We start from the raw sequence: 26,080 nt of genomic DNA, 5'->3' as shown, positions 1-26,080 counted from the left end.
AGCCAGAAAATTGCTCACGAGAGCAAAAATGCCCTTGCTCACGAGAGCAAGATAGAGCACCGTGTGGCAAAATAAGATAACGAGTCGGGAGGATACTCGAATGCTGAAGGTTGGGCTGCTGGGAGCAGGCCGCATCGGTCAGGTGCACGCTGTCAATATTTCGGGACACGAGCGCAGCACGCTTGTCGCCGTTTCCGACGTCAATACGGCTGCAGCTGACGCGTTGGCGACGAAGTACTCCGCTAAGTCGTGCTCCTCGGATGAAATTCTGGCAGATAGCAGCATTGACGCGGTTCTCGTTGCCACCTCCACTGACACGCATTCCGACCTCATCGAAGCCGCTACGGCTGCCGGAAAAGCAGTTCTCTGCGAGAAACCGGTGGATCTTTCGCTTGCTCGTGCCAAGGAATGTCTGGCGAAAGCCCAAGCAACGGGCATTCCTGTAATGATCGGGTTCAACCGCCGGTTCGACCCCAATTTTGCGGCCGTGAAAGTCGCGGCAGAAACCGGAGAGATCGGCAAGTCGGAACTGCTTTCTGTCACGTCTTTCGACCCTGCACCGCCCCCGGTCAGCTACATCAAGGTTTCCGGCGGTCTGTTCCGGGACATGATGATCCATGACTTTGACATGGCCAACTTTCTGATGGGTGCAGTGCCGCAAGAAGTCTCCGCGGTGGGCAGCTCCATTGTCGATCCCGCCATCGGTGAAGTTGGAGATTTCGATACGGCTATCGTCACGATGCGGTATGCCGACGGACGCCTCGCGGTGATACGGAACAGCCGCCGTGCAGTTTATGGCTATGACCAGCGTGTCGAACTTCTCGGCTCCGAGGGTCTTCTTTCTGCGGACAATGTCCTTGAAAACACTGTCTCGAAGGCAACTACCGCCGGTGTGACAAGTGCCAAGCCGGAGTTTTTCTTCCTCGAGCGCTACATGCGCGCCTATGCCGCCGAATGGACGGCTTTTGTCGAGGCTGTTGTGGCAAACTCCCCTGTGCCGGTCACGCTCGAGGATGGAATCAGCGCGCTCGCACTTGCGGAAGCGGCAACAGAATCCGCGAGGACCGGAAAGCCTGTGACCGTTTCGCACTAGGGCGACGGGCAATTCGTTAAGCCTGATATTTGGGCAGCATCCTGCGGAAATGCTTGAAGTGCATAGCGTTTCGGGGTCCGATAAGGAAGAGAAGATCGGCGCGCACCGATCCAAAGCAGAATTCCGGCCGCTCAACGGCCGGTCTACGGGTGGCGCAAGCTTCCACCCGAACATCAACCCGATGGGAGGTCAATATGAACAAACTGCTAGCTTCAGTGACAGCTGCGGCCACGATCGCCGTCTCGGCGCCCGTGTTTGCTGCGGATATCATCGTTGTGGCGCATGGACAGGCGAACGATCCGTTCTGGTCCGTGGTGAAGAACGGTGTAGCAAAGGCCGGTGAGCATACTGGAGCCAATGTTGAGTTCCGTTCGCCGGAGACCTTTGACATGGTTCAGATGAGCCAGCTCATTGATGCCGCTGTGAACCAGGAGCCGGACGGCCTTGTTGTTTCCATTCCCGATGCCGATGCGCTCGGCCCGTCAATCCGTCGTGCCGTCGATGCTGGCATTCCTGTAATCTCGATGAACTCCGGCTCCGACGTGTCCAAGGAACTTGGTGCGCTGCTCCATGTCGGCCAAGACGAGTTTGATGCAGGCCTTGCCGCCGGTGAGCGTCTCGCCGAGCTTGGGGGCACCAATGCGATCTGCGTGAACCAGGAGGTCGGCAACGTTTCCCTCGACCAGCGCTGCGCCGGGTTCGCGGAAGGCTTCGGTGGTACCGTCGAGGTGGTTCCGACCGAGAACGATCCGACACAGGTCGAATCCAAGGTGAAGGCGGCACTCGAATCGAATCCGGATGTTGATACAGTCATGGCCCTCGGCGCATCGACCGTCGGCGAGCCCGCGGTGGCTGCAGTGGACGCGATCGGTCGCACAGGTGAGGTTCTGGTCGCCACTTTCGATCTTTCCGCACCGTTCCTGGAAGCCATCGTGGATGGCAAGGCGGCCTTTGCGCTTGATCAGCAGCAGTATCTCCAGGGATATCTGCCTGTCAGCTTCCTGGCACTGAATGCGGATTACGGGCTCGTTCCCGGCGGCGACGTTCCTTCGGGCCCGAACTTGATTACTGCAGACAAGGCAGAGCAGGTGGTCGAGCTTTCCGCGCAGGGCATTCGCTAGCGGCCTCTTTCAGGAATTTCATCGTGAGCCGCATTCCCGTGGCTCACGGTACCAAAGGTATTGGGGGAAGGAAGAATGTCCGACACCGCTGTCCGGCAAGACGAACGTCTGAAGACGGAGCCTCTTGTCACTCGCCTGATGAAACGTCCCGAGCTTGGCGCCATAGCCGGTGTAATCCTCGTGACGATCTTCTTCTTGATCACTGCCGACGGATCAATGTTCACGTTGTCGGGCTTCATGAACTTCATGACCCCCGCGGCGCAACTCGGCATTCTTGCGATCGGGGCCGCGCTCCTGATGATCGGGGGAGAATTCGACCTCTCGATCGGATCCATGGTTGCCTTCTCCGGTCTGTTCTTCGGGGTCTGTTCGGTCAATTGGGGTTTGCCGCTCATTCTGGCCATCCCAGCAACCTTCGTTTTTGCCGGGCTCTTCGGAGCGATCAATGGAACGATCGTGATCCGCTCCGGATTGCCCTCTTTCATCGTCACGCTCGCATTTCTCTTCATTTTCCGCGGATTGTCGCTTGTCGGACTGAAGCTGTCGACAGGTGGGTCGACCCAGCTTCGCGGTGTGCGCGAAGCAGTCGAAGGCGACTTCCTGACCCCGTTCTTTTCGGGCGATGCATTCGGTCCTGTCTTTAGGGGGCTGGCCAGCATGGGAGTAATTGACACGTTCAATAGCGGCGTGCCGAAAGTTCCTGGCATCCCGGTCGAGATCTTGTGGTTCCTGCTGCTCGCGCTGCTTGCAACCTATGTCCTCCTGCGCACACCCGTCGGGAACTGGGTTTTCGCAGCGGGTGGCGATCGCAACGCGGCTTCGAATTCCGGCGTTCCGGTCAACAAGGTCAAGATCACGCTGTTCGTCATCACCGCCTGTTGCGCTGCCCTCGTCGCTATCATCACCGTGATCGACGCCGGCTCCACGGATGCCCGCCGCGGCTTTCAGAAGGAGTTCGAGGCCATTATCGCGGCCGTGATCGGGGGCTGTTTGCTCACCGGCGGCTATGGCTCGGCCATTGGTGCGTTCTTCGGGGCCATAATCTTCGGCATGGTTGTCATCGGCCTGACCTACACCAATTTCGACCAGGACTGGTTTCAGGTCTTCCTCGGCGGCATGCTTCTCATCGCCGTTCTCTTCAACAATGCGATCCGCAAGCGCGTGACGGGGGAGCGTTGATATGACCGTTGATACGAAGTTCCATCACGGCGATGCGCCGGATACGAAACCTATCGTTGAGATGAAGGATATCGAGAAGCACTTCGGCAACATCATCGCGCTCGCAGGTGTCAGCTTCGATGTTCGGCCGGGTGAGTGCCACTGCCTCCTGGGTGACAACGGCGCGGGCAAGTCCACCTTCATCAAGACGATGTCGGGTGTTCACAAGCCGACCAAGGGGGAGATCCTTTTCGAAGGTAAGCCGATGAATTTCGGCAGCCCGCGCGACGCGATGGAGGCTGGCATCGCGACCGTGTTCCAAGACCTCGCAATGATCCCGCTGATGAGTGTGACGCGCAACTTCTTCATGGGCCGGGAACCCACGAAGGGGAAGGGAATAATGACCCGCTTCGACACCGATACGGCCAATTCCGTGACGATGGAGGAGATGCGCAAGATGGGCATCAACCTCCGCGGGCCGGACCAGGCGGTCGGGACGCTTTCGGGCGGTGAGCGCCAGACGGTAGCTATTGCGCGGGCCGTCTATTTCGGTGCACGGGTGCTGATCCTGGACGAGCCGACGTCCGCCCTGGGCGTGCGGCAGACCTCCAATGTACTCGCAACCATCGACCGGGTGCGCAAGCAGGGAGTCGGTGTGGTTTTTATCAGCCACAATGTGCGGCACGCTCTGGCCGTCGGTGACCGCTTCACGGTTCTAAATCGCGGGAAGACGCTCGGGACGGCAAAGCGTGGTGAGATCACGCCAGAAGAGCTTCAGGATCTGATGGCTGGTGGCCAGGAACTGGCGCAGCTCGAGGGCTCGCTCGAAGGAACCGTCTAGGTTTCTCGCAAACCGGGAGCGCCCGGTGCCAAGAAAGCCCGAACGGGCATATGGGGATCGCAACACCGCGATCCCCTCTTTCTCCATTCTCAGTAGTTGCGAAGCGCTGTCCGAACGCCATTGGGCGCCCATTCACCAGAGGTTCCGCCATGTCGCAGACTTTTCCACTTGCCGCCTGTGCTGAGATGCTCTGGCTAGACAAACCCATCGAATGGCGCGCCGCTCGGCTCAGGGAGCGCGGCCTGGGGGTTGGTCTGTGGAACTATCCCGACCACGATCTTGCGAAACTCGAAGCGACTGGTGCGAATTTCACCATCATGAACGGTTACCTGGAGGGGCGACTCGCAGATGCTGATGGGGCCGACATGCTGGTGGCTTCCGCCCGGGAAACGGCACAGGTTGGCAAGCGGCTCGGCGTGGACAAGCTTAACCTGCACGGCACGGGACTCGGCGATGGCGGCATTCCGATTTGGCAGCATGAAGTTGTCGATGGTCAGATGTGGCTGAAAGCGCGCGACACGCTGATGCGGCTTTGTGACCTGGCAGAAAATGAGGGCGTGGTGTTCACGCTGGAGAACCTGAACCTGATGGATCACCCTGGTTGTCCCTTCGGTTCGACCGCAGATGTGCTAGCGCTCGTGTCCTCGATTGATCGGCCTGAACTTCGGATTAACCTTGATCTTTATCATACGCAGATCGGGGAGGGAGATCTGGTGCGCTGGTGCGAAAAATGCCTGCCCTGGATCGGAGAGGTACAGGTTGCGGACAATCCTGGGCGCTGCGAACCCGGAACCGGAGAAATCAACTACACAGGCATTGCGAGGGCCCTGCACAAGATGGGGTACATCGGCCCCGTAGGCATGGAAGCCTGGGCGGCTGGCGACAGTGATGCGGCGGTGGATGCCTTCGTTGCGGCTTTTACCCTGTAGTTGCATAGACATTCCCTATGAGGAATGCCCCGCCCTTCTTCCCATCGTAATTCTCGGTTTCCGTCCAGCCTCGGTCGATATCTTGAGGGTGAATTGTCGAATAGGGCAGTAGAACCGCGGATGGCCAACCATCGCGCCAAAGCTATTTGAATTCCTGAGAGAGTATCGCGAATGCTGCAGATGGGTGAACTAGCCGTCTGAAGTTAGGAGAACTTGCCCATGTCGGAATACAAACCACCTTCGGTCATCGTCTTTGACGTAAATGAAACCCTTCTGGACATTACCAGCCTCGAACCGCTTTTCGAACGGCTGTTCGGCAGGCCGGAAGTCTTGCGTGAATGGTTCGCCGAGTTGATTCTCTATTCACAGACGATGACACTTTCCGGGCACTACACGCCGTTTGGTGAACTCGCAGGCGGTGTGCTCCGGATGGTAGGGGGGAACAAGGAGGTGAGAATTTGCGATAGCGATATCGCCGAACTTAAATCTCTGATTGGTTCAATGCCCGCATATGACGATGTAGCTCCAGCACTGGGCAAGTTGCGCGATGCCGGTTTCACGCTCGTCACCCTCACCAATTCGGCACCTACAGCTTCACCGACCCCACTCGAAAGGGCGGGGATAGCCCAGTTTTTCAGCCGTAGCTTCAGTGTGGCTGAGGTCGGCGCATTCAAACCGCATCCCGCGACCTATGAACTTGTGGCTTCGGAGATGAAAGTGGAGGCGGGTGAATTATGCATGGTTGCTTGTCACCTCTGGGATACGATCGGGGCGCAATCTGCCGGTTGGAGAGGGGCATTTATTGCTCGGCCAAACAACAATGTGCTGATGGCGGAGGGCGTTCCGAGACCGGATTACGCGTCTGACAACCTCATTGAACTGGCTGACCTGATCATGGCAAGGAATCTTAGATCGTAGAGTTGCACTAATTTCGATGCTTTCACTGTCGTCTCGGCGAGCTTCGCGGACGCTCTGGACCGGGGCTCTGCACCATCGGCGAGCAAGGCGCGTAAGAAAGGAATGGGCCTGAAGCTTCACTTGAGGTTGGGTGCGAATAACCTTCGCAAGTCAGATGCAGCATGCAGCCGGGTACGATGTGTGACGCCTTCCGTGCTCAACTTCTTGGAAGTGCATAAGATCACAATCATGCTTCTGGCGTTTCCAGTCTTCGCGCCAAATACAGAATACGCAGAGCAACTCGTAGTGGCTGGCAATAAATCTACGGCGCAGTGGGACAATAAATCCGGTGACGGGCAAGAGACAGCGCACTGGCCGTCCCTTGCGAGATCATTGGAAGTTCTGGTGAGCCCGACAGGATTCGAACCTGTGACCCACTGATTAAAAGTCAGTTGCTCTACCAACTGAGCTACGGGCCCAAACGAGGCGGAGAGGTAAGCGGGCAGCGCCGCGGGGTCAAGAACGAATCTTCCCTTTTGAAGCACTGAATTTCACTTCAGGCCGTACAGCATTCACCAGAAGCCGCGGCACTCTGGTTGTTGCGCCTCTGTTCGCCTATATGACGCCGATGAAGGACGAATCTGACACACACGGGGAGGCCGTTCGCTTGAGATTTCTCAAGATGCACGGTCTTGGCAACGATTTTGTTGTTTTGGATGCGCGCGGCAGGGAGAACCCCGTAACGCCGCAGCTTGCGCGTGCGCTCGGAGACCGCAATCGTGGTGTCGGGTTCGATCAGCTCGCTGTCATCAGGGACGCCACCGAAGGGGCGGCAGCGCAGATTGATTTCTGGAATTCAGACGGAAGCGTCGCCGCTGCCTGTGGCAATGCGACCAGATGCGTGGCGCGGCTCCTCATGGAGGAAGCCGGAATATTCGAGCTTGCGGTTGTCACGGGCAGAGGGATCCTCCGGGCGGAAAGAGCGTCGGACGGCCTCATCCGGGTGAATATGGGCCCACCCGAGTTAGCCTGGGACAAGGTGCCGCTTGCGCGCGATTTGTCCCTTGATCCACTTCCACTGCCTGGCGCGCCGGGAGCGGCGGGCATGGGAAATCCGCATTGCGTCTTCATCGTGGACGACATCGAACAGGTTGACCTTCAGAAAGAGGGTCCACGATTTGAGCATGACGCGTTGTTCCCGGAGAGGACGAACGTGGAGTTCGTGCAGGTTTTTGACCGTGGTGCAATCCGGATGCGCGTTTGGGAGCGAGGCGGCATGATCACACAGGCCTGCGGGTCCGGCGCTTGCGCAAGTGTCGTGGTGACAGCGTTGCGCGGCCTGACTGACCGGAAGGTGGCGGTGTACCTTGATGGCGGTGTTCTCGACATCGACTGGCAGGATGATGGCGTCTGGATGGCTGGACCGACGGCTCTGGTCTTCGAGGGTAGCCTGTCGCCGGAATTCCTCGGAGCCCTTACATGAAAGCACCGGATTTCCGCACGTTTGGGTGCAGGCTGAATTCCTACGAGACCGAGGTGATGCAAAACCTCGCCCGAGAAGCAGGCATCGGGAATGCGGTTGTAGTCAATACCTGCGCGGTGACCAGCGAAGCGGTGCGGCAAGCCCGGCAGCAAATCCGCAAGGCCAAGCGGAAAGACCCGGACGCGCGAGTGATCGTGACGGGCTGTGCGGCGCAGACAGAGAGCAGTCGCTTCTCCGAAATGCCAGAAGTTGATGTCGTGCTCGGCAATGGGGAGAAATTGCGTGCGGGATCGTGGGCACGCATTGCGGGCGAAAGTGCCGGTGGCGTCATGGTCGGCGACATCATGGAGCAACGGGAGGCCGTAGCGCCACTCGTCGACGGGCTTGGTGCGCGTGCTCGTGCCTATGTGCAGGTGCAGACCGGTTGCGACCATCGCTGCACGTTTTGCATCATACCCTACGGCCGTGGAAACTCCAGGTCAGTGCCGGTAGGCCGCATTGTCGAGCAGGTAGCTCGGTTGCGTGACAAGGGCTTCAACGAGATCGTTTTGACGGGAGTGGACCTTACAAGTTGGGGCAGTGATCTGGAGGGCGCTCCAAAGCTCGGATCGGTGGTTCGCGACATTCTTAGGCGTGTTCCGGACCTCCCGCGGCTTCGCCTCTCATCCATCGATTCGGTCGAGGTCGACCCTCTGCTGCTTGAACTGATCGGTGGCGAGACCCGGCTTATGCCGCATCTGCATCTTTCGCTCCAGCATGGCGACAATATGATCCTGAAGCGGATGAAGCGGCGGCATCTACGGGATGATGCGATAGCATTCTGCGAGGCCGTTCGAAAGGCGAGACCGGGGGTTGTATTCGGTGCCGACATCATTGCCGGTTTCCCGACCGAAACCGAGGCGATGTTTGCCAACAGTCTGGCCTTGGTTGAGGAATGCGATCTGACGTGGCTGCATGTCTTTCCGTTCAGTGCGCGAACGGGTACACCGGCTGCACGTATGCCTCAGCTTGAGGGGGAAGTGGTCCGAGAACGTGCGGCGCGGCTACGTGCGCTGGGGGAGCTACGCAAGGCACGACATCTCGATGCTATCCAAGGAGCTCGGGTTTCGCTTCTCATGGAAAAACCGAACCTGGGTCGTACCGAAGGCTTTGCGCTGGCGCAGGTCAACGGAAGCTTCAAGCCCGGTCAAATTGTCCCGGCGAGGATATCGGGGCTTGAAGCGTGTGGGACTTTGACAGCTGAGCCGCTATCATCAAGCTCAGTTTGATTCCGGCTCGGACCTACATTTTTCCTTTCACGTCGTCAGCGGTATCCGACATACTGTTGCCTGCTGCCGAAACGTCGCGGCCCATGCCTTCGACAGTGTTGCAGGCCGTGAGGGCGAAAAACGCGGCGACTATGATGATCGGGCGAATCATGAACTTTATGCCTCGGTAGTTGATGCGATACCAGGTCAGCGCGCCCGGCTCAGGAAGTCTAGCATCAAAGGCGGATCGCGCAACTCGGTTCGCGCCAGGGTCAATCGCGAAATTACAGGAGTTGATTTGATTAAACGTCTCGAGCTCTTATGCTTGAGTTTGGAATGTATGGCCCCGGAGATCTTGATATGGCGGCTCCCATCGCCCTGACCCCAATTATCTGGTCACTCGTCCGCTATGGCGCTGTCATTGCAGTGGCGAGCTACGCAGCGCGCTCGCGTAATTCGGAACCTAAAGATCCCCATCGGGAACAGGTGCTCGACGATCTGGCTGAGGGTGTTCACATGCATTCTCACCGTGCAGAAGCGGAGCGCGCAGCGCACGGCCACGGCCGTATGCGCCGGACGTTCCGAGTGCCCGGGAAGGGGGGCGGGCTGGAGATCGACCTGTCCGCCGTGGGACGGGTCCGGTTCAGGCGCGTAGACCCCGCATGAGGCTCTATTGCTCGCCAGCATCGCCATTCGTACGGATGGTCATGGTCGCATTGCATGAAACCGGATTGATCGGGCAGGTCGAAATCGTAACCGCCTCCGGAACCGCGATAAATCCGGGAACGCTGCCTGTATCGCAAAATCCGGCTGGAAAAATTCCAACGCTTGAACGACCGGACGGCCCCGCGCTTTATGACAGTCGCGTCATTTCGCGCTACCTCGATTCGCTGGCCGGGGGGACACTTTATCCCAACGAGCCAGGCCTTTGGGAGGCACTGACGCTCGAAGCAACGGCCCACGGTATGACCGAAGCCGCCGTGCTCATGGTCTATGAGGGCCGGTGCAGGGAGCCGGAGGAGCGTTCTGAAAAATGGGTCGAGGCGCAATGGCTAAAAGTTGCGCGCTCGCTGGATGCGCTGGAAGCTCGCTGGATATCTCATCTTTCGGGGCCACCTGGGGCTGCCCAGATCGCGACAGGCTGTGCGCTGGGCTATCTCGACTACCGTCACTCCGACCGCGCGTGGCGCAACGGGCGGCCGGCGCTGGCCCGCTGGGAGGCCGAGTTCTCGGCGCGGCCCTCCATGCAAGCCACGGCCCCTGCGTCCTGAACCTCCGCTGGAAAAGCTGACGTTTCGCGCGGCGTATGGCTTTGGGGGATTAAATCGATCTCAGTATACTGGTCCGAGAACGCGAATTGCGCCGTGTGCCTTGTCCATATGGCGGGGGTTCGCGAACTTTCGGACGGAGACCATCCCAGGTCCATGTTCCAGATCGTTGTCAATCGCGTCCAGTCTATGGCTTTGCAGCGATTGGCCCACTTGTAACACATCTGACATTTGAATGCGCTATGCAGAGGCAGGCCACGGGGGGGCGCCTTAGAGTAGAGCATCAGAAAAATCGCGATTTGGCTAATCGCAGGGTGGTCCGGAGTAAATGTCAGTTTGTAGCGAGTGTGTTGTTTCTAGTTCCGTTCAGTATGCTCCCCAATTGTACCTTGTAAAGTATTCAAGCCAAGGCAAGCTTCTCTCGAAATCAGTAACGCTTGAGGCCAAACTCGAAATACTCGTCCGTTCGGATTATTGTCTACTTTAACGATAAACCCTATTGCGCCTTTCAGAGTAACCCCGGGGTGGGGTATTATTGCGGGGTGTTTTTGTCGCGAGCAACTCGCGGGCGTGGGGGTTGTTCTTGTGAGCGAAGAGACGAAATCTTCATCCGGCAGGATGGCAAAGAACTGGGGGCGGCGGGACAACATTCGCGCTGGCGCGGTCAGCGGGCCATGGCGTAGTGCGCCATCTGTTCCGAGCACGGGGTCCGGTGATTCGGCTTTTCCAGTCCGCCGTGGTGGTCCGAATGCGGGAGCAGGAAATCTCTCGCGCAGGGTCGAGCCCCCTATCGAACCTCCTGTGCCCGATCAGTGCCACGATCCCATGGGCACAAATGGATCCCAGGAAGTGTCGCCGGCGGACGCAGCTGATACTCCTTCGGTTCAGGTGGGCTCTGCTACGGTGCGGGAGCCTGCTCGTCTATATCCTGCCATTCTGGGAGGAGCGCTGTTCGCCTTGGCGATCGTTGCCGGTGCGGTGTTCATTCGTGGGGAAATGTCGCGAGGCGAGGTTGTTGAAGGCCCGTCAGTACAGGCTGTATCGGACAGTGAACTCGTCAAGACAGAACCCGAGAGGGTGTCGGACGTCGCAATGGCGAAGGGTGAAAGCGGAACATTTGGGGAAAACGTAGAAATTTCGTCGGTTTCCGACATTGCTCCGGCTGGCATGGCACCTGCGCCGCTGCCACGCCAGATACCGAGCCGGTCTGCTCAAGATGCGGCGGAAGCGTTCGCGATTCGCCTGCGGCTCGGTCCGAATTTTCCGGAGAACGATCGGGCTCAATTGCTCGAATTGTTGGAGCAGTCTGGTCACGAGCGCATCATGGTCGAGGAAATTTCCTTTCCAATCGCGCTCTCTCGGGTCGGCTACTATCTGACCGCAGACAGGCCAGCAGCGGTCGAATTGGCGGAAGACGTTGCCGGAGTCGTGGGCGGGGATGGAGGTGCGGTGGCTGTGAGGGATTACGGCAACCTCTTGCCGGACGCGGAGCCGGGCCGCTTGGATCTCTGGGTGAAGAGCCCATAGAAAAAGACCGGAAGATCCGGTCTTTTCGCTGATGTCAGCGGGTCAGCCGAGGCCCGCGCTGTGTGGTGGCAGGCCAGTGTAGCCCGCCGCGATTTCCCTTGGGGCTCCTACTCCGCCGTAAGCAAGGGAGTTTTCTTGGCCGACAGGCGGGGCGTGGCCGCAGGCTCGATCTTGAGTTCGAGCTTGCCATCCTTGACGACCACGCGAACGAGTCCGCCCTTGGTGAGCTTGCCAAATAGCAGTTCTTCGGCCAGCGGTTTCTTGATGTTCTCCTGGATGATCCTACCGAGAGGCCGCGCGCCCATCTTGTCGTCGTAGCCCTTGTCGCCGAGCCATTCCGCGGCTTCCGTGGAAAGCTCGATCTGGACATTGCGATCCATAAGCTGCGCTTCGAGCTGAAGAACAAACTTTTCGACCACTCGGAGAATGACCTCTTTTGCGAGGGGTGCGAAGCCGATGACGGCGTCGAGACGATTGCGGAATTCTGGACTGAACGTCCGTTCGACAGCTGCCGTATCTTCTCCTTCGCGCCGCGCGCGTCCGAAGCCGACGGCTTCCTTGGCCTGCTCCGCGGCGCCTGCGTTCGAGGTCATGATCAGGACCACGTTGCGGAAGTCGACGGTCCGGCCGTTGTGGTCTGTCAGCTTTCCGTTATCCATTACCTGAAGCAGGATATTGTAGACATCCGGATGCGCCTTTTCCATCTCGTCGAGGAGCAGGACGCAATGCGGGTGCTGGTCCACGCCATCGGTGAGCAGGCCACCCTGGTCGAAGCCGACATAGCCTGGAGGTGCACCGATGAGACGGCTGACGGTGTGCTTCTCCATGTATTCCGACATGTCGAAGCGCAGCAGTTCCACACCGAGTGTATCCGCAAGCTGCTTGGCGACTTCCGTTTTTCCGACGCCTGTGGGGCCGGTGAAAAGGTAGTTGCCGATCGGCTTTTCCGGTTCGCGCAGACCGGCACGGGCCAGCTTGATTGCGGCGGACAGCGCCTCGATTGCCTTGTCTTGGCCGAAGACGACGCGCTTCAGCGAACCTTCGAGATCCTTCAGCACCTCGGCATCATCCTTGGAGACATTCTTTGGAGGAATGCGGGCGATCTTGGCGACCACTGCCTCGATCTCCTTGGTGCCGATCGTTTTCCGGCGACGCGTGTCGGGCAGAAGATGCTGTGCGGCTCCGGCCTCGTCGATCACATCGATCGCCTTGTCCGGCAGCTTGCGATCATGAATGTAGCGCGCCGAAAGATCGACGGCGGTCCGGATCGCATCCTGCGTGTAACGGATATCGTGGTGCTCTTCAAAATAGGGCTTCAGACCCTTCAGGATCTTGAAAGCATCTTCGACGCTCGGCTCGTTCACATCGATCTTCTGGAATCGCCGCGAGAGTGCTCGATCCTTCTCGAAGTGCTGCCGATACTCCTTGTAGGTGGTGGACCCCATGCAGCGCAGCGAGCCCGACTGAAGTGCCGGCTTTAGGAGATTCGACGCATCCATGGCGCCACCGCTAGTGGCACCGGCCCCGATGACCGTATGAATTTCGTCAATGAAGAGAATCGCATTCGGGTGCGCTTCGAGCTCCTTCATGACGGCCTTGAGCCGCTCTTCGAAATCGCCGCGGTAGCGCGTTCCTGCAAGAAGAGCGCCCATGTCGAGCGAGAAGATCGTCGTGTCGGTCAGCACCGATGGTGTGTCACCATCGACAATCTTGCGTGCGAGGCCCTCCGCGATCGCGGTCTTTCCGACCCCGGGATCGCCGACAAGCAGCGGGTTGTTCTTACGGCGTCGGCAGAGCACCTGGATGCACCGCTCCACCTCGTGATGGCGCCCGATCAGTGGATCGACGTCGCCCTGCTCGGCCTTTTCGTTGAGATCGACGCAATACTTCTGCAGCGCGGTCTCTTCGGCGTCCTTGTTGGGTTGAGCCTGCGTTTTCGGTTCCTCCGCGGTTTCTGCACCTTTTACGGGGCGGGATTCGCCGTAGGACGGGTCCTTGGCGACACCATGGCTGATGTAATTTACCGCGTCATAGCGGGTCATATCCTGTTCCTGAAGGAAGTAGGCCGCGTGGCTTTCGCGCTCGGCGAAGATCGCGACGAGGACGTTTGCCCCGGTAACTTCGGATCGACCCGAACTCTGAACATGGATTGCCGCGCGCTGAATCACACGCTGGAAGCCGGTCGTGGGTGCGGCTTCCGAACCCTCGATGTCAGAGACGAGGGCATCGAGTTCCTCGTCCAGAAAGGCCACGATGGTCTTCCGGAGACTGTCGATCTCTACGCCACAAGCCTTCATCACGCGTGCAGCGTCAGGCTCGTCCAAAAGGGCCAGCAGCAGATGCTCCAGTGTCGCGAGTTCGTGCTTGCGCTGGTTCGCGTGGCCGAGAGCATTATGAATTGCGGCTTCGAGGGTACTGGAGAAAGAGGGCATTCTCTGCGTCCTTCCGGTCTGAACCCGCCGGTCTGGGGAACCGGCCTTCAGGGCAAGATACGGACAGCTTACCCTTCGCCGGTTAATCTTCGGTTTGTTCCATTCGCTTCCAGATCCGAGTATGCTCTCAGCATCCGGGGGCTCAAAGCCATTTATTCCTGCGCTGCCTAATTTCCGCTCAACTTTTCATGATTGCTCAGAAAGAATCCTTGCGCTTGCGGATCTCGGCAAAAACTTGTGCATCTGTTTGCTGTGAGAGGCCAAGTTCCGCTTTTAGAGCTGGGTCGGCGGCGCGAATAAACGGGTTTGTTTCCTGTTCGATGCTCAGAAACACGGGAACCGTAGGCGAACCCTTGCTACGTTTTAGTTTAATATCCTCGCACCTCGCTTTCAATGCCGGGTTTTCCGGGTCGACGCTCAGGGCAAATTTGGCGTTCGAGAGGGAATATTCGTGGCCGGAATAGACTTTGGTATCGCCGGGAAGGGCTGCCATCTTGCAGAGGCTTTCCCACATCTGGTCCGGTGTGCCTTCGAACAATCGACCGCATCCGAGCGCCATCAGGCTATCCGCCGAGAATAGTGCTTTGGCTACGGGGAAGAAGAACGCGATGTGACCGACCGTATGTCCGGGAACATCCAGCACGATCGCCCGGCTTTCACCTAGATCAATCGAATCCCCTTCCGACAGGGCCATATCCAGTTTCGGCAGTCGGTGCGCATCGGCTGTCGCTCCGGCAACACGTGCGCCAAATTTCTCTTTGAGTTCATCGACACCAGCGATGTGGTCGTTGTGGTGGTGCGTGATCAGGATGAGGTCCAACGACCAGGTTCGCTCACCGAGGGCCCTTGCGATGGGGCCTGCTTCGGGAGCATCAACGAGTGCGACCTTCCCTGTCGCATTGTCTCGAAGGATATAAGCGTAATTGTCCGATAGGCAGGGAATGGTTACGACTTCAAGTGACATGACGGTTTCCCTCCGCTGCGAACCCATGGGCGAACTTGGCGGAGTCTGTCGCATCGGCTAGGATGACGCAATGCATCAGGACGTGCTCGATCTCCGGGCTTTCTATTATCGGACACGCCTGGGCCGTTCCACGCAGAGAGCCCTCCAGGAAGCGCTTCGCGCTTTCTGGCCGGATGTGCACGGGTTGCGTCTCGCCGGATTCGGGTTCGCGGCACCGCTTTTGCGCCCATTTCTGGGGGAAGCCGAGCGCGTGATCAGCCTGATGCCGGCGCAACAGGGTGTCATGCCCTGGCCGAGCGGGGCTCCAAATGTGTCGGCGCTGGTAGAGGAAACCCACTGGCCGCTGGCTGCGGGGAGTATTGACAGACTCATCGTGGCTCATGGTTTTGAGACGAGCGAGCATCCGGTCGATTTGCTGGCGGAAATCTGGCGTGTGCTGGCTCCGGGAGGGCAGGCTGTTTTCGTGGTGCCGAACCGGGCTGGTCTATGGGCGCGCAGAGACATCACGCCATTCGGTAACGGGCGTCCATACACGGTAGGGCAACTCGAGGCCCAGCTCGAGAAGCACCGTTTTTGCCCGATGCGGGACGCGGCTGCGCTCTACTGGCCACCAACCCACCGCAAATTCTGGCACCGAACGGCTGGTCTGTGGGAAAGGATGGGGCGCCGCTATGACCCCAGATTGATCGCAGGAGCGCTTCTGCTTGAGGCGGGAAAGCAGGTCTATGCCCGCCCGAATGGCGGATCGCCATCAGTTCTGCCCGGGGCGCTCGAAGTTCTCGAGGGATTGCGAGGCAAGCCTCCGAAGCCGGCGTCCAGCCTGACATCTGCGAAACTCGCAAGGGAGAGGCCGGTAGTTCCGTCGACCTGCCGAAGCAGAAACTGACGAGACAAGCCGTTGATCCAACGGACTAAGGAGCGATTCTGACACATCGCGATTTCGTGTGCCGGCCACGACCCCGACTTGCGGGTCATCGAGGCAGTTCCCACCATTGTCCGATGCAAGGCCTTGCAATCTGCGGCGAATTCAGCCGGATATTGCACCGCAATCGTATTGCCATGCACTATAGGCTCTGCTATCACCGCGCCGATTTTGGCGGTCCGGGAGCACCGCCATTCCAACAGAAGAATCTTGGGCCATCTGTCGCCTGGGGATGAAACTGCGAAGGGGTGTAAGTGTCCAGCTCAGCATCTTTGACCTCAGGGGTAGCCGGGCGTTACGCCGCCGCCCTTTTTGATCTAGCCAAGGAAAACGGTTCCCTGTCTCAGGTCGAATCGGATCTGCAGGCCCTTGAGGGGGCTCTCGCCGAAAGTGCGGATCTGAGGAAACTGATCTCCTCGCCAATCTACAGTCGAGAGGATCAGCGCAATGCGGTTCGGGCACTGGCTGAAAAGATGGGGCTTTGCCAGGAAACAGCCAATACGATCGGGCTGATGGCGTCCAATCGGCGCCTGTTCGTTCTGCCCGGTCTTATCTCCCAGCTCAAATCGATGATCGCGGAAGATCGCGGTGAGGTTGTCGCCGAGGTAACCTCCGCACGCGAGCTGACCGCAGAACAGACGGATCAGCTGGTTTCGACGCTCAAGAAAAGTGTTGGCAGTGACATCCGTCTCAGCGTCAATGTGGATGAAAGCCTAATCGGCGGTCTCGTGGTCAAAGTCGGTTCCAAGATGATCGACACTTCGATCCGCGCCAAGCTCGCCAATCTCCAGAATGTCATGAAAGAGGTCGGATAATGACGATCCAAGCCGCTGAAATCTCCGCGATCCTCAAGGAGCAGATCAAGAATTTCGGGCAGGAGGCCGAGGTCGCTGAGGTTGGCCGCGTGCTCTCCGTCGGTGACGGTATCGCCCGTGTCCACGGCCTCGACAACGTCCAGGCCGGCGAAATGGTCGAATTTCCCGGTGGTATCCGGGGTATGACGCTGAACCTCGAGATGGACAACGTCGGTGTCGTGATCTTCGGCTCCGACCGGGACATCAAGGAAGGCGATGTCGTCAAGCGCACCCGTTCCATCGTGGACGTGCCGGTGGGCAAGGGCCTGCTGGGCCGTGTCGTTGACGCCCTTGGCAACCCGATTGACGGCAAGGGTCCGATCGAGGCCACCGAACGGAGCGTCTCCGACTCCAAGGCGCCTGGCATCATTCCGCGGAAGTCGGTTCACGAGCCGATGGCAACTGGTCTCAAGGCAATCGACGCGCTGATCCCGATCGGACGCGGTCAGCGCGAGTTGATCATCGGCGACCGTCAGACCGGCAAGACTGCTGTGGCGCTCGACACGATCCTGAACCAGAAGGTTTACAACGAAGCTGCAGGTGACGATGAGAGCCAGAAGCTCTACTGCGTCTATGTGGCTGTCGGTCAGAAGCGCTCCACCGTTGCACAGCTGGTTCGCAAGCTTGAGGAAACGGGTGCGATCGAATACTCGATCGTCGTCGCCGCAACCGCATCCGAGCCTGCACCGATGCAGTATCTCGCGCCGTATTCGGCTTGTGCCATGGCGGAGTATTTCCGGGACAACGGCATGCACGGGCTCATCATCTACGATGACCTCTCGAAGCAGGCTGTCTCGTATCGCCAGATGTCACTCCTTCTTCGCCGCCCGCCAGGTCGCGAAGCATATCCAGGCGACGTTTTCTACCTCCATTCACGCCTTCTCGAGCGCGCTGCTAAACTCAACGAAGATCATGGTGCGGGTTCGCTGACAGCGCTTCCGATCATTGAAACACAGGCTGGCGACGTTTCGGCCTACATCCCGACCAACGTGATTTCGATTACTGACGGGCAGATCTTCCTCGAAAGCGAACTCTTCTACCAGGGCATCCGTCCGGCCGTGAACGTCGGTCTCTCGGTGAGCCGCGTTGGTTCCTCCGCACAGACGAAGGCAATGAAATCGGTCGCGGGTTCGATCAAGCTAGAGCTGGCACAGTACCGCGAGATGGCGGCCTTTGCACAGTTCGGTTCCGATCTCGACGCCGCGACACAGCGGTTGCTGAACCGGGGTGCGCGCCTTGTCGAGCTGCTCAAGCAGCCGCAGTATTCCCCGTTGACGAACGCGGAGCAGGTCATCGTGATCTACGCTGGCACGCACGGTTATCTCGACAAGCTTCCGGTCCGTGATGTCGGGAGGTTCGAGAAGGGTCTTCTCGGGCATGTTCGCAACAACAACGCCGATCTTCTCGACAAGATCAAGAACCAGGACCAGAAAGTCGCCGGTGACCTTGAGAAAGAGATCGACTCGGTGATCGACGCGTTCGCCAAGACATTCGCCTAACCCGGATCGAAGGAGGGAGCGCGGCCCATGCCGAGCCTTAAGGACCTGAAAATCCGGATCGAAAGCGTCAAATCGACGCGAAAGATCACCAAAGCCATGCAGATGGTCGCGGCGGCAAAGCTCCGTCGCGCCCAGGAAGCCGCCGAAAGCGCACGGCCCTATGCCGAGCGCATGGAGACAGTTCTTGGAAACTTGGCTGCCGGTGTCGGAACCGGACCGTCGGCACCGCGTCTTCTGGCCGGGACCGGCAAAAGCGACACGCATCTTCTCGTGATCGCCACGGCCGAACGAGGTCTGTGCGGCGGCTTCAACTCGTCGATCGTCAAGCAGGCGCGTGCGCATCTCGAAAAACTTCTGGCCGAAGGCAAGGCCGTAAAGATCATGACGGTCGGCAAGAAGGGCCGCGAGATGCTACGTCGGGACTTCAATCACCTGATCGTCGAGCATGTCGACCTCAGCGAAGTGAAGCGGATTGGCTATGCCAACGCCGTTGATATCTCGCACAAGGTGCTGCATCGCTTCAACGAAGGTGAGTTTGACGTCTGTTCGGTGTTCTTCAGCCGCTTCGAGAACGTGATCACCCAGATCCCGACGCGACGTCAGCTCATACCGGCGGAATTCGAGGAAGCCGAATCTTCCGGCGGTGGCGCACAATATGAATATGAACCCGAAGAGGGTGCGATCCTGGCGGACCTGCTTCCGCGCGGTATCGCCACCCAGATCTTCACAGCGCTTCTGGAAAACGCCGCGTCCGAACAGGGCGCGAGGATGAGTGCGATGGACAACGCGACGCGCAACGCGGGCGACATGATCGACCGACTGACGATCCAGTACAACCGTTCGCGTCAAGCTGCGATCACCACCGAGCTCATCGAGATTATTGCTGGCGCCGAAGCGCTCTAAGGATACGGAGACCATAGCAATGGCAGATATCGCTGTCGGAAAGATTACACAGGTCATCGGCGCCGTGGTCGATGTTCAGTTCGAAGGTCACCTGCCTGAGATTCTGAATGCGCTCGAGACGGACAACAATGGCAAGCGCCTCGTTCTCGAAGTTGCTCAGCATCTTGGCGAATCGACGGTTCGCGCGATCGCCATGGACGGCACCGACGGGCTGGTTCGAGGCGCAAGGGTGACCGATACCGGTGGTCCGATCTCGATCCCGGTTGGAGATGCGACGCTTGGCCGCATTGTGAACGTCGTTGGCGATTCCGTGGATGAGAAGGGACCTGTTGAGTCCTCTGAAAGACGCCCCATTCATGCTTCGGCTCCCGAGTTCTCCGAGCAGTCCACCGAGACTGAGATTCTCGTGACTGGCATCAAGGTCATCGATCTTCTGGCGCCGTACTCCAAGGGCGGTAAGATCGGTCTCTTCGGGGGTGCCGGCGTCGGCAAGACGGTTCTCATTCAGGAACTCATCAACAACATCGCGAAGGTTCACTCTGGATACTCGGTCTTCGCGGGTGTGGGTGAGCGGACCCGTGAAGGGAACGACCTTTATCACGAGTTCATCGAATCCGGCGTTATCAACGCCGACGACCTGACCAAGTCGAAGGTTGCTCTGGTGTACGGCCAGATGAACGAACCGCCGGGCGCACGTTCGCGTGTTGCTCTGACCGGTCTGACCATGGCCGAACAGTTCCGCGACCAGTCCGGGACCGACGTTCTCTTCTTCGTGGACAACATCTTCCGCTTCACGCAGGCGGGGTCCGAGGTGTCTGCGTTGCTGGGACGTATCCCTTCGGCGGTGGGATACCAGCCCACTCTCGCCACGGACATGGGGGCCCTGCAGGAGCGCATCACGTCGACCCGGAACGGCTCGATCACTTCGGTTCAGGCGATTTACGTTCCCGCAGACGACCTCACTGACCCCGCGCCGGCAACATCCTTTGCCCACCTCGACGCAACGACGGTTCTCAGCCGCGCGATCTCCGAACTCGGCATTTATCCGGCTGTCGACCCGCTCGACTCCACCAGCCGAATTCTCGATCCTATGGTCGTGGGTGAAGACCACTACCAAGTGGCGCGCGACGTGCAGGGAATTCTCCAGCGCTACAAGTCGCTTCAGGACATCATCGCCATCCTCGGCATGGATGAGCTCTCCGAAGAGGACAAGCTTACGGTTGCGCGTGCCCGCAAGATCCAGCGCTTCCTGTCGCAGCCCTTTGATGTCGCCGAGGTCTTTACCGGTTCCCCGGGCGTCCAGGTCCCGCTCGAGGTCACCATCGACAGCTTCAAGCGCGTGGTTGCTGGCGAATTCGACCACCTGCCAGAATCGGCATTCTACATGGTCGGGGGTATCGACGAGGCAATCGCGAAAGCCGAGAAGATGGCTGCGGAAGCAGCCTGAGCGAGGTAGGCAATGGCTGATACAATGCAGTTCGATCTGGTGAGCCCGGAGCGCAAGCTCGCCTCCGTGGCAGCCACGAGCGTGCAGATGCCCGGCATGGAAGGTGACTTCACCGCGATGCCGGAGCATTCTCCGCTGCTGACGACCTTGCGTCCGGGTGTCGTGAAGGTAGAGGCCGGGGCTGATTCCAGTGAGTTCGTCGTCACCGGCGGGTTTGCGGAAGTAACGCCGAATGCGGCCTCGGTTCTTGCGGAGCTTGCGGTTCCTCGGGCCGAGTTCAGCAACGAGATGCTGGAAAAGCTTGTTGCGGATGCGGATTATGAACTAAAGGAGGCCAAAGGTGACGAGAATCGTCTTTTGGCTTCGCAGCGCGTTCGCGACGTTGCCGCGCTGAAGGCGCAGCTTTCACTGTGAACGAGTTTCACGCGGTTTAGCGCGTGTGTCTCTCGGTCTTGTATCTGGCGGCCCCTACGGGGGCCGTTTTTGCGTAAGACCCGTATATTCCTCGCGCTTCGCTCAGTATCCGTAACACGCGTATGTCGACGCACGCGTATCCGCGAAGCGCGCGTGGTAATTGTCCCAGAGTTCATCGGCAGGACTCCGTGAACATGTGACGATAGCTTTAAGGGCCGCCCGATATTGTTGCTCGCTCATATTGGGATCGAGTGATTTTCGAGACATGAGGTCGAGAATCTCATCGCGCAGGCAGCGTTCGGAAATTTGCGGTTCAGCCTGTATATCATATGGCATTGCGCTGCTCCTTTGCAGATAGGATCACGCTACCCCAGAATGGTTAACGAGCGGTGTGAGGATTCGCATTCGAACTATAATGTGCTTGACTGTGAGGCGCACTTGCAACTAGGCGCCGCGTCTCGACTCAGTAGCTGCACGCTGCGTAGATATGGTCAAGTTTTCCCTGCCATTCCCCATGGAAGAGCTCGAGCAGTTCGTCGGCCGGGCTGAGACCTGTTTCAACACTTTCATGAAGGGCATTGAGGAAATGGGATTCATCTCCGACCATGCCTCCCGCCCCAGCGCGTGCACGAGAAACCAGACCGGCGTTTGCTATGGAAAGGACCTCGCGAGCAATATCGTGGAGGGAGCGCCCCCGGATTTCGGCAGATAACCCGCGCTTGCCCGCTTCCTGCCGCAGTTGTTCTCGTTCCTCTGTCGTCCAGTCCTTGACTATATCCCAAGCCGAATCGAGGGCGTTCGCATCGTAGAGAAGTCCGACCCAGAAAGCCGGCAGCGCACACAGCCTGCGCCAGGGGCCGCCGTCGGCTCCGCGCATTTCCATGAAGCGCTTGATCCTCACTTCCGGAAATATTGTCGTGAGGTGATCTGCCCAGTCAGAGAGGGTCGGCTTCTCCCCGGGGAGGGCCGGGAGCTTGCCATCGAGAAAATCGCGAAACGACATTCCCAATGCATTCACATACGTTCCATCGCGGTAGACGAAATACATCGGGACATCGAGCGCGTAATCGACATACCGCTCGAAACCCATACCGTCCTCAAAGACAAATGGCAGCATGCCGGTTCGAGACGCGTCTAGGTGTTGCCAGACATTCGAGCGCCACGACTTCCAGCCATTCACCTTGCCTTCGAAGAAGGGTGAATTTGCAAAGAGTGCGGTCGCGAGTGGCTGAAGCGCCAATGAGACCCGGAACTTCTTGACCATGTCGGCTTCCGAGGCGAAGTCCAGATTCACCTGTACCGTGCATGTTCGATACATCATGGTTGTGCCCATGGTGCCAACCTTGCTCATGTAGGGAGTCATGAGCTTGTAGCGGCCCTTCGGCATCATGGGCATTTCGTCGTGCGACCAGATCGGTGCAGCGCCGAGCCCAATGAAGCCGGCGCCAATTTCGTCCGCTATGTCTTTCACTTCTCTGAGGTGCGTATTCACCTCGTCACAAGTGCCGTGAATGCTCTCAAGAGGCGCACCGGAAAGCTCGAGTTGGCCGCCCGGTTCGAGGCTAATATTCGCGCCATCCTTCTCCAGTCCGATCAGTTTGCCCGCTTCTTCTACCGGGTCCCACTGATATCGGTCGCGAAGTCCCTCAAGCATTGTCAGGATTGAGCAGTGGCCCTCGTAGGGGAGGGGGCGGTGTTTCTCGAGACAATAGCCGAATTTTTCGTGTTCCGTGCCAATACGCCAGTCCTCGGAAGGCTTGCAGCCCTTTTCGAGATACTCGGCGAGCTCTGACCGATTTTCGATTTGGCCGCCGCCCGATTGCGGAATGGACATGTCGCCGTGCTCCCTAGCGCCTGATCGGAGTTCCCACTTAGACCGGGGCCGGGTGGGAGGCAAGCTGGCCGGTCGTCTTTGCTTGGCGATGTGAGGCAGGGCAGCATGCGGAATCTGGTCGCGCCCGGCAAATGCCGAATGTGGACCAGATCGGCCGGCCTTTAGAGCAGCGTTTCAATTGCCTATGTCTTTGCTCGACGCGGAAGACACCCGTCAGAAGCTGGTTCGCAAGCGCCGCTCGCCGGCATCGGCTTCGCGGCCAAAGAGGGGCTAGAGCAGGTTCAAATATACTTCGGATACAGCGCATTTGTTGCTGCCGTTTTCTTCGATGCGGTCCGACCCCGGCTTTGGGCAGGGCAGGGCAGATAGCAGAACCTTATGACCGTGCGGGCCTTCGCTTATCAACTCGAAACGATTGCCGGGATTCGCGCGCGCCGGGATAGGAGCCTTTGAGCGGAAACTTGTAGCTCGCATACCATTGGAAAGGACATGCTGCCCAAGCGCTTCGAATGAGACAGCATCGGTCTTGTCCCGGATGCCCATCGTTGCATTCCCCTTGCTCCCGGTGACGTGATAGGTCCAGAACCGTTCGGCCGCGCCGAAACGCAGATTGTAGCGTGCATCGTGTGTATCCGGGCCTAGCATCAAACGCATGATTGCCAAGGGCTGCTGTTTCAGATCCTGATCTTCGATCAGGCCGTCCACCTCAAGCGGGCGTAGGTCAGCTGTGCTCAATGTTTCTCCAACCTGCAGCGAACCGCTCTCTGGATGATCGCGCTCTATGACCGCGATCATTCCGGTTGCCTCCGCAATCGCCGACGTGACAGAGGCCAAGGTGGGGTTTTGCGCCCGCAAACGAAGCGTGAATTCCAATCCCCCTCCATGTGCGAACTCCTGCAAGTTGGATCGATCATCGGGGGCGTAGACCTCGACCCACCCGGTTCCGGTCCGGATGCGGAGGTTGGAGGCGTGGGCGAGGCGTACTGTCTGGCGATCGGGAAGAATCGTGATCGGTGGCTGCGCGGAGCCAAAGAAATCGTGAGAAAGATCGAGCCTGAAGAAGGGCGTGTAACCATTCATGTGCTTTTCTCCGGGGGCGCGGGCCCGCTCTGAATTCCCTGGTTGCGATCTTTCGGGAATGGACAGACCCCCTTCCCGACGTAACACCTTCTCTCTCAGTTATGTTCTGATCATCGAGTTTTTAGGGTGTTGATAATCAAAGAGAATTGAACTCACATCCCGGCTAACACGACGAACAGGCACAGATACACACGGCTGAAAGAGCGCACTCTACGGCTACCAAAACAGGGCCATGCAGACCCGAAATTTACATAGATCCTAACCCATACCAGCGTCTTCCTCAACCATAAGGTGTTGGGCCGGAATAGAGTTCTCGTGAGGGGTGCGTGATGGGCAAAATCACGCCCAGAAACGATATGGAATCCGTATGGAAACGGTATGGCTATCGTATGGCTAATCGACAGAAAAATGCCGCCCGGGCGCCTTTTGGCCCGAGCGGCATCAATGTTCGTTACCGGAAAGTTAACGCGAAATCGGGACGCGCGCCCCGAGGATGGCCTCAGCCCGCGTAGGTTTCGTCGAGCGCGTAGCCGGAAGATCGGACGGTGCGGATCGGATCGCGGTCGCCGCGCCGGTTCAGGGCCTTGCGAAGGCGCCCGATATGAACGTCGACCGTGCGGATCTCGACATAGACATCCTGGCCCCACACGCGATCCAGAAGCTGTTCGCGGGAGAAGACCCGTCCCGGCCGCTGCATGAGCACGTCGAGCAGACGGAACTCGGTGGGACCGAGATGGACGTCGCGCTGCCCGCGGCGCACGCGGCAGAGCTGCCGGTCCAGAACGATGTCGGCGAAGGTGGCGACATCACCTGCGAGCGCCGGTGCCGTGCGGCGCAGAACCGCCCGCATGCGCGCAACCAGCTCGGACATGGAGAACGGCTTGGTCACGTAATCATCCGCACCCACGTCGAGGCCGCGCACCCGGTCGTCCTCTTCGCCGCGCGCCGTCAGCATGATCACCGGGATGTCCCGAGTGTCATTGCCCGTGCGCAGGCGCCGGCACAACTCGATGCCCGAGACATTCGGCAGCATCCAGTCCATCAGGACGAGATCGGGCTTCTGTTCATCCACCGCGATCATCGCCTCATCGCCATCGGCCGAAATCGAAACCGTGAAGCCTTCCTTGCCGAGGTTGTAGGCGAGAAGCTGGCTGATCGCTTCCTCGTCTTCGACAACCAGAACCTTGGCGCTCATCTGATTTTCATCTCCGGTTATTCGGCCACGAGACCAACGGCGGTCGGCTCACCCTTGGGGCGGTCATCGCCGAGCTGTTCGCCCTTGACGATATAGTGGATCATCTCGGAGATCTGGGTCGAATGGTCGCCGATCCGTTCGAGGTTCTTGGCGATGAACATGAGTTGCGCGCCGACGCCGATCAGGCGGCTGTCCTCGACCATGTAGGTGACCACCTCGCGGAAGATGGCATTGTACATCTCGTCGATCTCGTAATCCTGGTTCCAGACCTGCACTGCCGCATCCACATCGCGCGCGGCGTGCGCGTTCAGGACGATGGAGAGCTGGGACAGGGCCTCGCGGCCCATCCGCGTGATGGAGGATGTGACACGCACGGGACGCGCGGACGAAAGCGGCACGGCGCGTTTTGCGATGTTCTTGGAGAGGTCACCGATCCGCTCCAGGGTGGAGGCAATCTTCAGCGCGGCGATCAGAACCCGGAGATCCTTTGCCACCGGCTGGCGGAGCGCGATCACGCGAATGACGGCTTCCTCGATTTCCGCTTCCATCTTGTCGACGGCCTCATCCCGCTGGATGACGTCGCTCGCCAGTTCTGCGTCCCGGTTCTGAACCGATTGCAGAGCCCTGGACAGCATGTCCTCTGTCAGACCGCCCATTTCGGAAATCTTGGCCTGAATCTCGATCAGGTCTTCGTCGAATGCGGCGACGATATGCGTCGACATGGCAATTCCCCCTTTTTGCCTCTGGCCTGTATCCGGTTCGGTGCAACCTGGCCGGGTGTTCGAATCTGCGCCGCGATCTGGTGCATCATCCGTGAAACTGTCCCACCACTATATGGGGTGGCGAGACACGAATATTTAATTTTTCTGACAGTTTCGTGACGCTGTAAGCCTGCGTAACCAAAAAAATAATTTTAAGTCTGGCGTGGCGGCGCCAATGCCGGGACCAATCGAAGAACCATGGCGTTCAACA

23 protein-coding genes and 1 tRNA gene are annotated in these 26,080 nt (G+C 58.8%); 16 read left to right on the top strand and 8 right to left on the bottom strand.

The window, feature by feature from the left end; translation table 11 throughout:
- Window positions 1–100 precede the first annotated feature (100 nt).
- The 6 genes from iolG to ACP15W_RS09955 all read left to right on the top strand — a co-directional run bounded on the left by iolG (window position 101) and on the right by ACP15W_RS09955 (window position 6,060).
- A complete protein-coding gene (gene iolG, locus ACP15W_RS09980) occupies window positions 101–1,093 on the top strand; it encodes an inositol 2-dehydrogenase (protein ID WP_424932730.1) in 993 nt (330 codons plus the stop codon).
- 194 nt (window positions 1,094–1,287) lie between these two features.
- The gene (locus ACP15W_RS09975; protein WP_424932729.1) at window positions 1,288–2,214 is read left to right on the top strand and encodes a sugar ABC transporter substrate-binding protein; all 927 of its coding nucleotides are present in this window, start codon (window positions 1,288–1,290) and stop codon (window positions 2,212–2,214) included.
- 75 nt (window positions 2,215–2,289) lie between these two features.
- On the top strand, window positions 2,290–3,393 hold the full coding sequence (locus ACP15W_RS09970) for an ABC transporter permease (protein ID WP_424932728.1): 1,104 nt from the start codon (window positions 2,290–2,292) through the stop codon (window positions 3,391–3,393).
- A 1-nt stretch (window position 3,394) separates the two neighbouring features.
- The gene (locus ACP15W_RS09965) at window positions 3,395–4,213 is read left to right on the top strand and encodes an ATP-binding cassette domain-containing protein (protein ID WP_424932727.1); all 819 of its coding nucleotides are present in this window, start codon (window positions 3,395–3,397) and stop codon (window positions 4,211–4,213) included.
- Window positions 4,214–4,362: 149 nt separating this feature from the next.
- The gene (locus ACP15W_RS09960) at window positions 4,363–5,142 is read left to right on the top strand and encodes a TIM barrel protein (protein ID WP_424932726.1); all 780 of its coding nucleotides are present in this window, start codon (window positions 4,363–4,365) and stop codon (window positions 5,140–5,142) included.
- A 219-nt stretch (window positions 5,143–5,361) separates the two neighbouring features.
- Window positions 5,362–6,060: a haloacid dehalogenase type II gene (locus tag ACP15W_RS09955; protein WP_424932725.1), complete on the top strand. Its 699-nt coding sequence runs from the start codon at window positions 5,362–5,364 to the stop codon at window positions 6,058–6,060.
- Between the two features lie 382 nt (window positions 6,061–6,442).
- Here the strand turns inward: ACP15W_RS09955 and ACP15W_RS09950 are convergent.
- Window positions 6,443–6,518, bottom strand: a tRNA-Lys gene (locus ACP15W_RS09950).
- Window positions 6,519–6,667: 149 nt separating this feature from the next.
- Here ACP15W_RS09950 and dapF point away from each other — a divergent pair.
- Together dapF and mtaB are read left to right on the top strand one after the other, a co-directional pair.
- Window positions 6,668–7,522 carry a diaminopimelate epimerase gene (gene dapF, locus ACP15W_RS09945; protein ID WP_424932724.1) on the top strand — a complete coding sequence of 285 codons (855 nt, stop codon included), beginning with the start codon at window positions 6,668–6,670 and terminating at the stop codon, window positions 7,520–7,522.
- Window positions 7,519–8,790 carry a tRNA (N(6)-L-threonylcarbamoyladenosine(37)-C(2))-methylthiotransferase MtaB gene (mtaB, locus tag ACP15W_RS09940; protein WP_424932723.1) on the top strand — a complete coding sequence of 424 codons (1,272 nt, stop codon included), beginning with the start codon at window positions 7,519–7,521 and terminating at the stop codon, window positions 8,788–8,790. Before dapF ends, mtaB begins: the two co-directional genes overlap by 4 nt.
- A gap of 13 nt (window positions 8,791–8,803) precedes the next feature.
- Here mtaB and ACP15W_RS09935 read toward each other — a convergent pair whose 3' ends face one another.
- The gene (locus ACP15W_RS09935; RefSeq protein WP_424932722.1) at window positions 8,804–8,941 is read right to left on the bottom strand and encodes an entericidin A/B family lipoprotein; all 138 of its coding nucleotides are present in this window, start codon (window positions 8,939–8,941) and stop codon (window positions 8,804–8,806) included.
- Between the two features lie 490 nt (window positions 8,942–9,431).
- Between ACP15W_RS09935 and ACP15W_RS09930 the strand changes: the two genes are divergently transcribed.
- Window positions 9,432–10,040, top strand: coding sequence for a glutathione S-transferase (locus ACP15W_RS09930; RefSeq protein ID WP_424932721.1), 609 nt, complete (start codon window positions 9,432–9,434; stop codon window positions 10,038–10,040).
- A gap of 954 nt (window positions 10,041–10,994) precedes the next feature.
- The gene (locus ACP15W_RS09925) at window positions 10,995–11,564 is read left to right on the top strand and encodes a hypothetical protein (protein WP_424932720.1); all 570 of its coding nucleotides are present in this window, start codon (window positions 10,995–10,997) and stop codon (window positions 11,562–11,564) included.
- Window positions 11,565–11,671: 107 nt separating this feature from the next.
- Here the strand turns inward: ACP15W_RS09925 and clpA are convergent, their stop codons facing one another.
- Entirely contained in the window at window positions 11,672–13,996 is a 2,325-nt protein-coding gene (gene clpA / locus ACP15W_RS09920) for an ATP-dependent Clp protease ATP-binding subunit ClpA (RefSeq protein WP_424932719.1), read from the bottom strand.
- A gap of 196 nt (window positions 13,997–14,192) precedes the next feature.
- Window positions 14,193–14,960 (bottom strand): hydroxyacylglutathione hydrolase, encoded by a 768-nt coding sequence (gene gloB, locus ACP15W_RS09915; RefSeq protein WP_424932718.1) that lies wholly within the window; start codon window positions 14,958–14,960, stop codon window positions 14,193–14,195.
- A 70-nt stretch (window positions 14,961–15,030) separates the two neighbouring features.
- Between gloB and ACP15W_RS09910 the strand changes: the two genes are divergently transcribed.
- From ACP15W_RS09910 to ACP15W_RS09885, 6 genes are all read left to right on the top strand, one after another.
- Complete coding sequence (locus ACP15W_RS09910; protein WP_424932717.1) at window positions 15,031–15,846, top strand: class I SAM-dependent methyltransferase; 816 nt, start codon at window positions 15,031–15,033, stop codon at window positions 15,844–15,846.
- 290 nt (window positions 15,847–16,136) lie between these two features.
- On the top strand, window positions 16,137–16,697 hold the full coding sequence (locus ACP15W_RS09905; RefSeq protein ID WP_424932716.1) for a F0F1 ATP synthase subunit delta: 561 nt from the start codon (window positions 16,137–16,139) through the stop codon (window positions 16,695–16,697).
- Window positions 16,697–18,235: a F0F1 ATP synthase subunit alpha gene (gene atpA, locus ACP15W_RS09900; protein WP_424932715.1), complete on the top strand. Its 1,539-nt coding sequence runs from the start codon at window positions 16,697–16,699 to the stop codon at window positions 18,233–18,235. The genes ACP15W_RS09905 and atpA overlap by 1 nt, the downstream gene beginning before the upstream one ends.
- Before the next feature lie 27 nt (window positions 18,236–18,262).
- Window positions 18,263–19,138, top strand: coding sequence for a F0F1 ATP synthase subunit gamma (locus ACP15W_RS09895; protein WP_424932714.1), 876 nt, complete (start codon window positions 18,263–18,265; stop codon window positions 19,136–19,138).
- Between the two features lie 19 nt (window positions 19,139–19,157).
- Window positions 19,158–20,585, top strand: coding sequence for a F0F1 ATP synthase subunit beta (atpD, locus tag ACP15W_RS09890; protein ID WP_424932713.1), 1,428 nt, complete (start codon window positions 19,158–19,160; stop codon window positions 20,583–20,585).
- A gap of 12 nt (window positions 20,586–20,597) precedes the next feature.
- Window positions 20,598–20,999, top strand: a complete 402-nt coding sequence (locus ACP15W_RS09885) for a F0F1 ATP synthase subunit epsilon (RefSeq protein WP_424932712.1) — start codon at window positions 20,598–20,600, stop codon at window positions 20,997–20,999.
- Window positions 21,000–21,462: 463 nt separating this feature from the next.
- On the opposite strand, the gene ACP15W_RS09880 is transcribed toward ACP15W_RS09885, so the two are convergent.
- From ACP15W_RS09880 to phoU, 4 genes are all read right to left on the bottom strand, one after another.
- Window positions 21,463–22,833, bottom strand: coding sequence for a glutamate--cysteine ligase (locus tag ACP15W_RS09880; RefSeq protein ID WP_424932711.1), 1,371 nt, complete (start codon window positions 22,831–22,833; stop codon window positions 21,463–21,465).
- A gap of 270 nt (window positions 22,834–23,103) precedes the next feature.
- Window positions 23,104–23,913, bottom strand: a complete 810-nt coding sequence (locus tag ACP15W_RS09875) for a hypothetical protein (protein ID WP_424932710.1) — start codon at window positions 23,911–23,913, stop codon at window positions 23,104–23,106.
- A 499-nt stretch (window positions 23,914–24,412) separates the two neighbouring features.
- On the bottom strand, window positions 24,413–25,108 hold the full coding sequence (phoB, locus tag ACP15W_RS09870; protein ID WP_424932709.1) for a phosphate regulon transcriptional regulator PhoB: 696 nt from the start codon (window positions 25,106–25,108) through the stop codon (window positions 24,413–24,415).
- A gap of 17 nt (window positions 25,109–25,125) precedes the next feature.
- Window positions 25,126–25,830: a phosphate signaling complex protein PhoU gene (gene phoU, locus ACP15W_RS09865; RefSeq protein WP_424932708.1), complete on the bottom strand. Its 705-nt coding sequence runs from the start codon at window positions 25,828–25,830 to the stop codon at window positions 25,126–25,128.
- Between the last annotated feature and the right edge of the window lie 250 nt (window positions 25,831–26,080).

This window comes from Amaricoccus macauensis (genome assembly GCF_049800915.1).
In the GTDB taxonomy this organism is placed as follows: domain Bacteria; phylum Pseudomonadota; class Alphaproteobacteria; order Rhodobacterales; family Rhodobacteraceae; genus Amaricoccus; species Amaricoccus macauensis_A.
The sequence above is the reverse complement of the archived record's forward strand: the minus strand, read 5'-3'. Positions and strand labels throughout refer to the sequence as shown.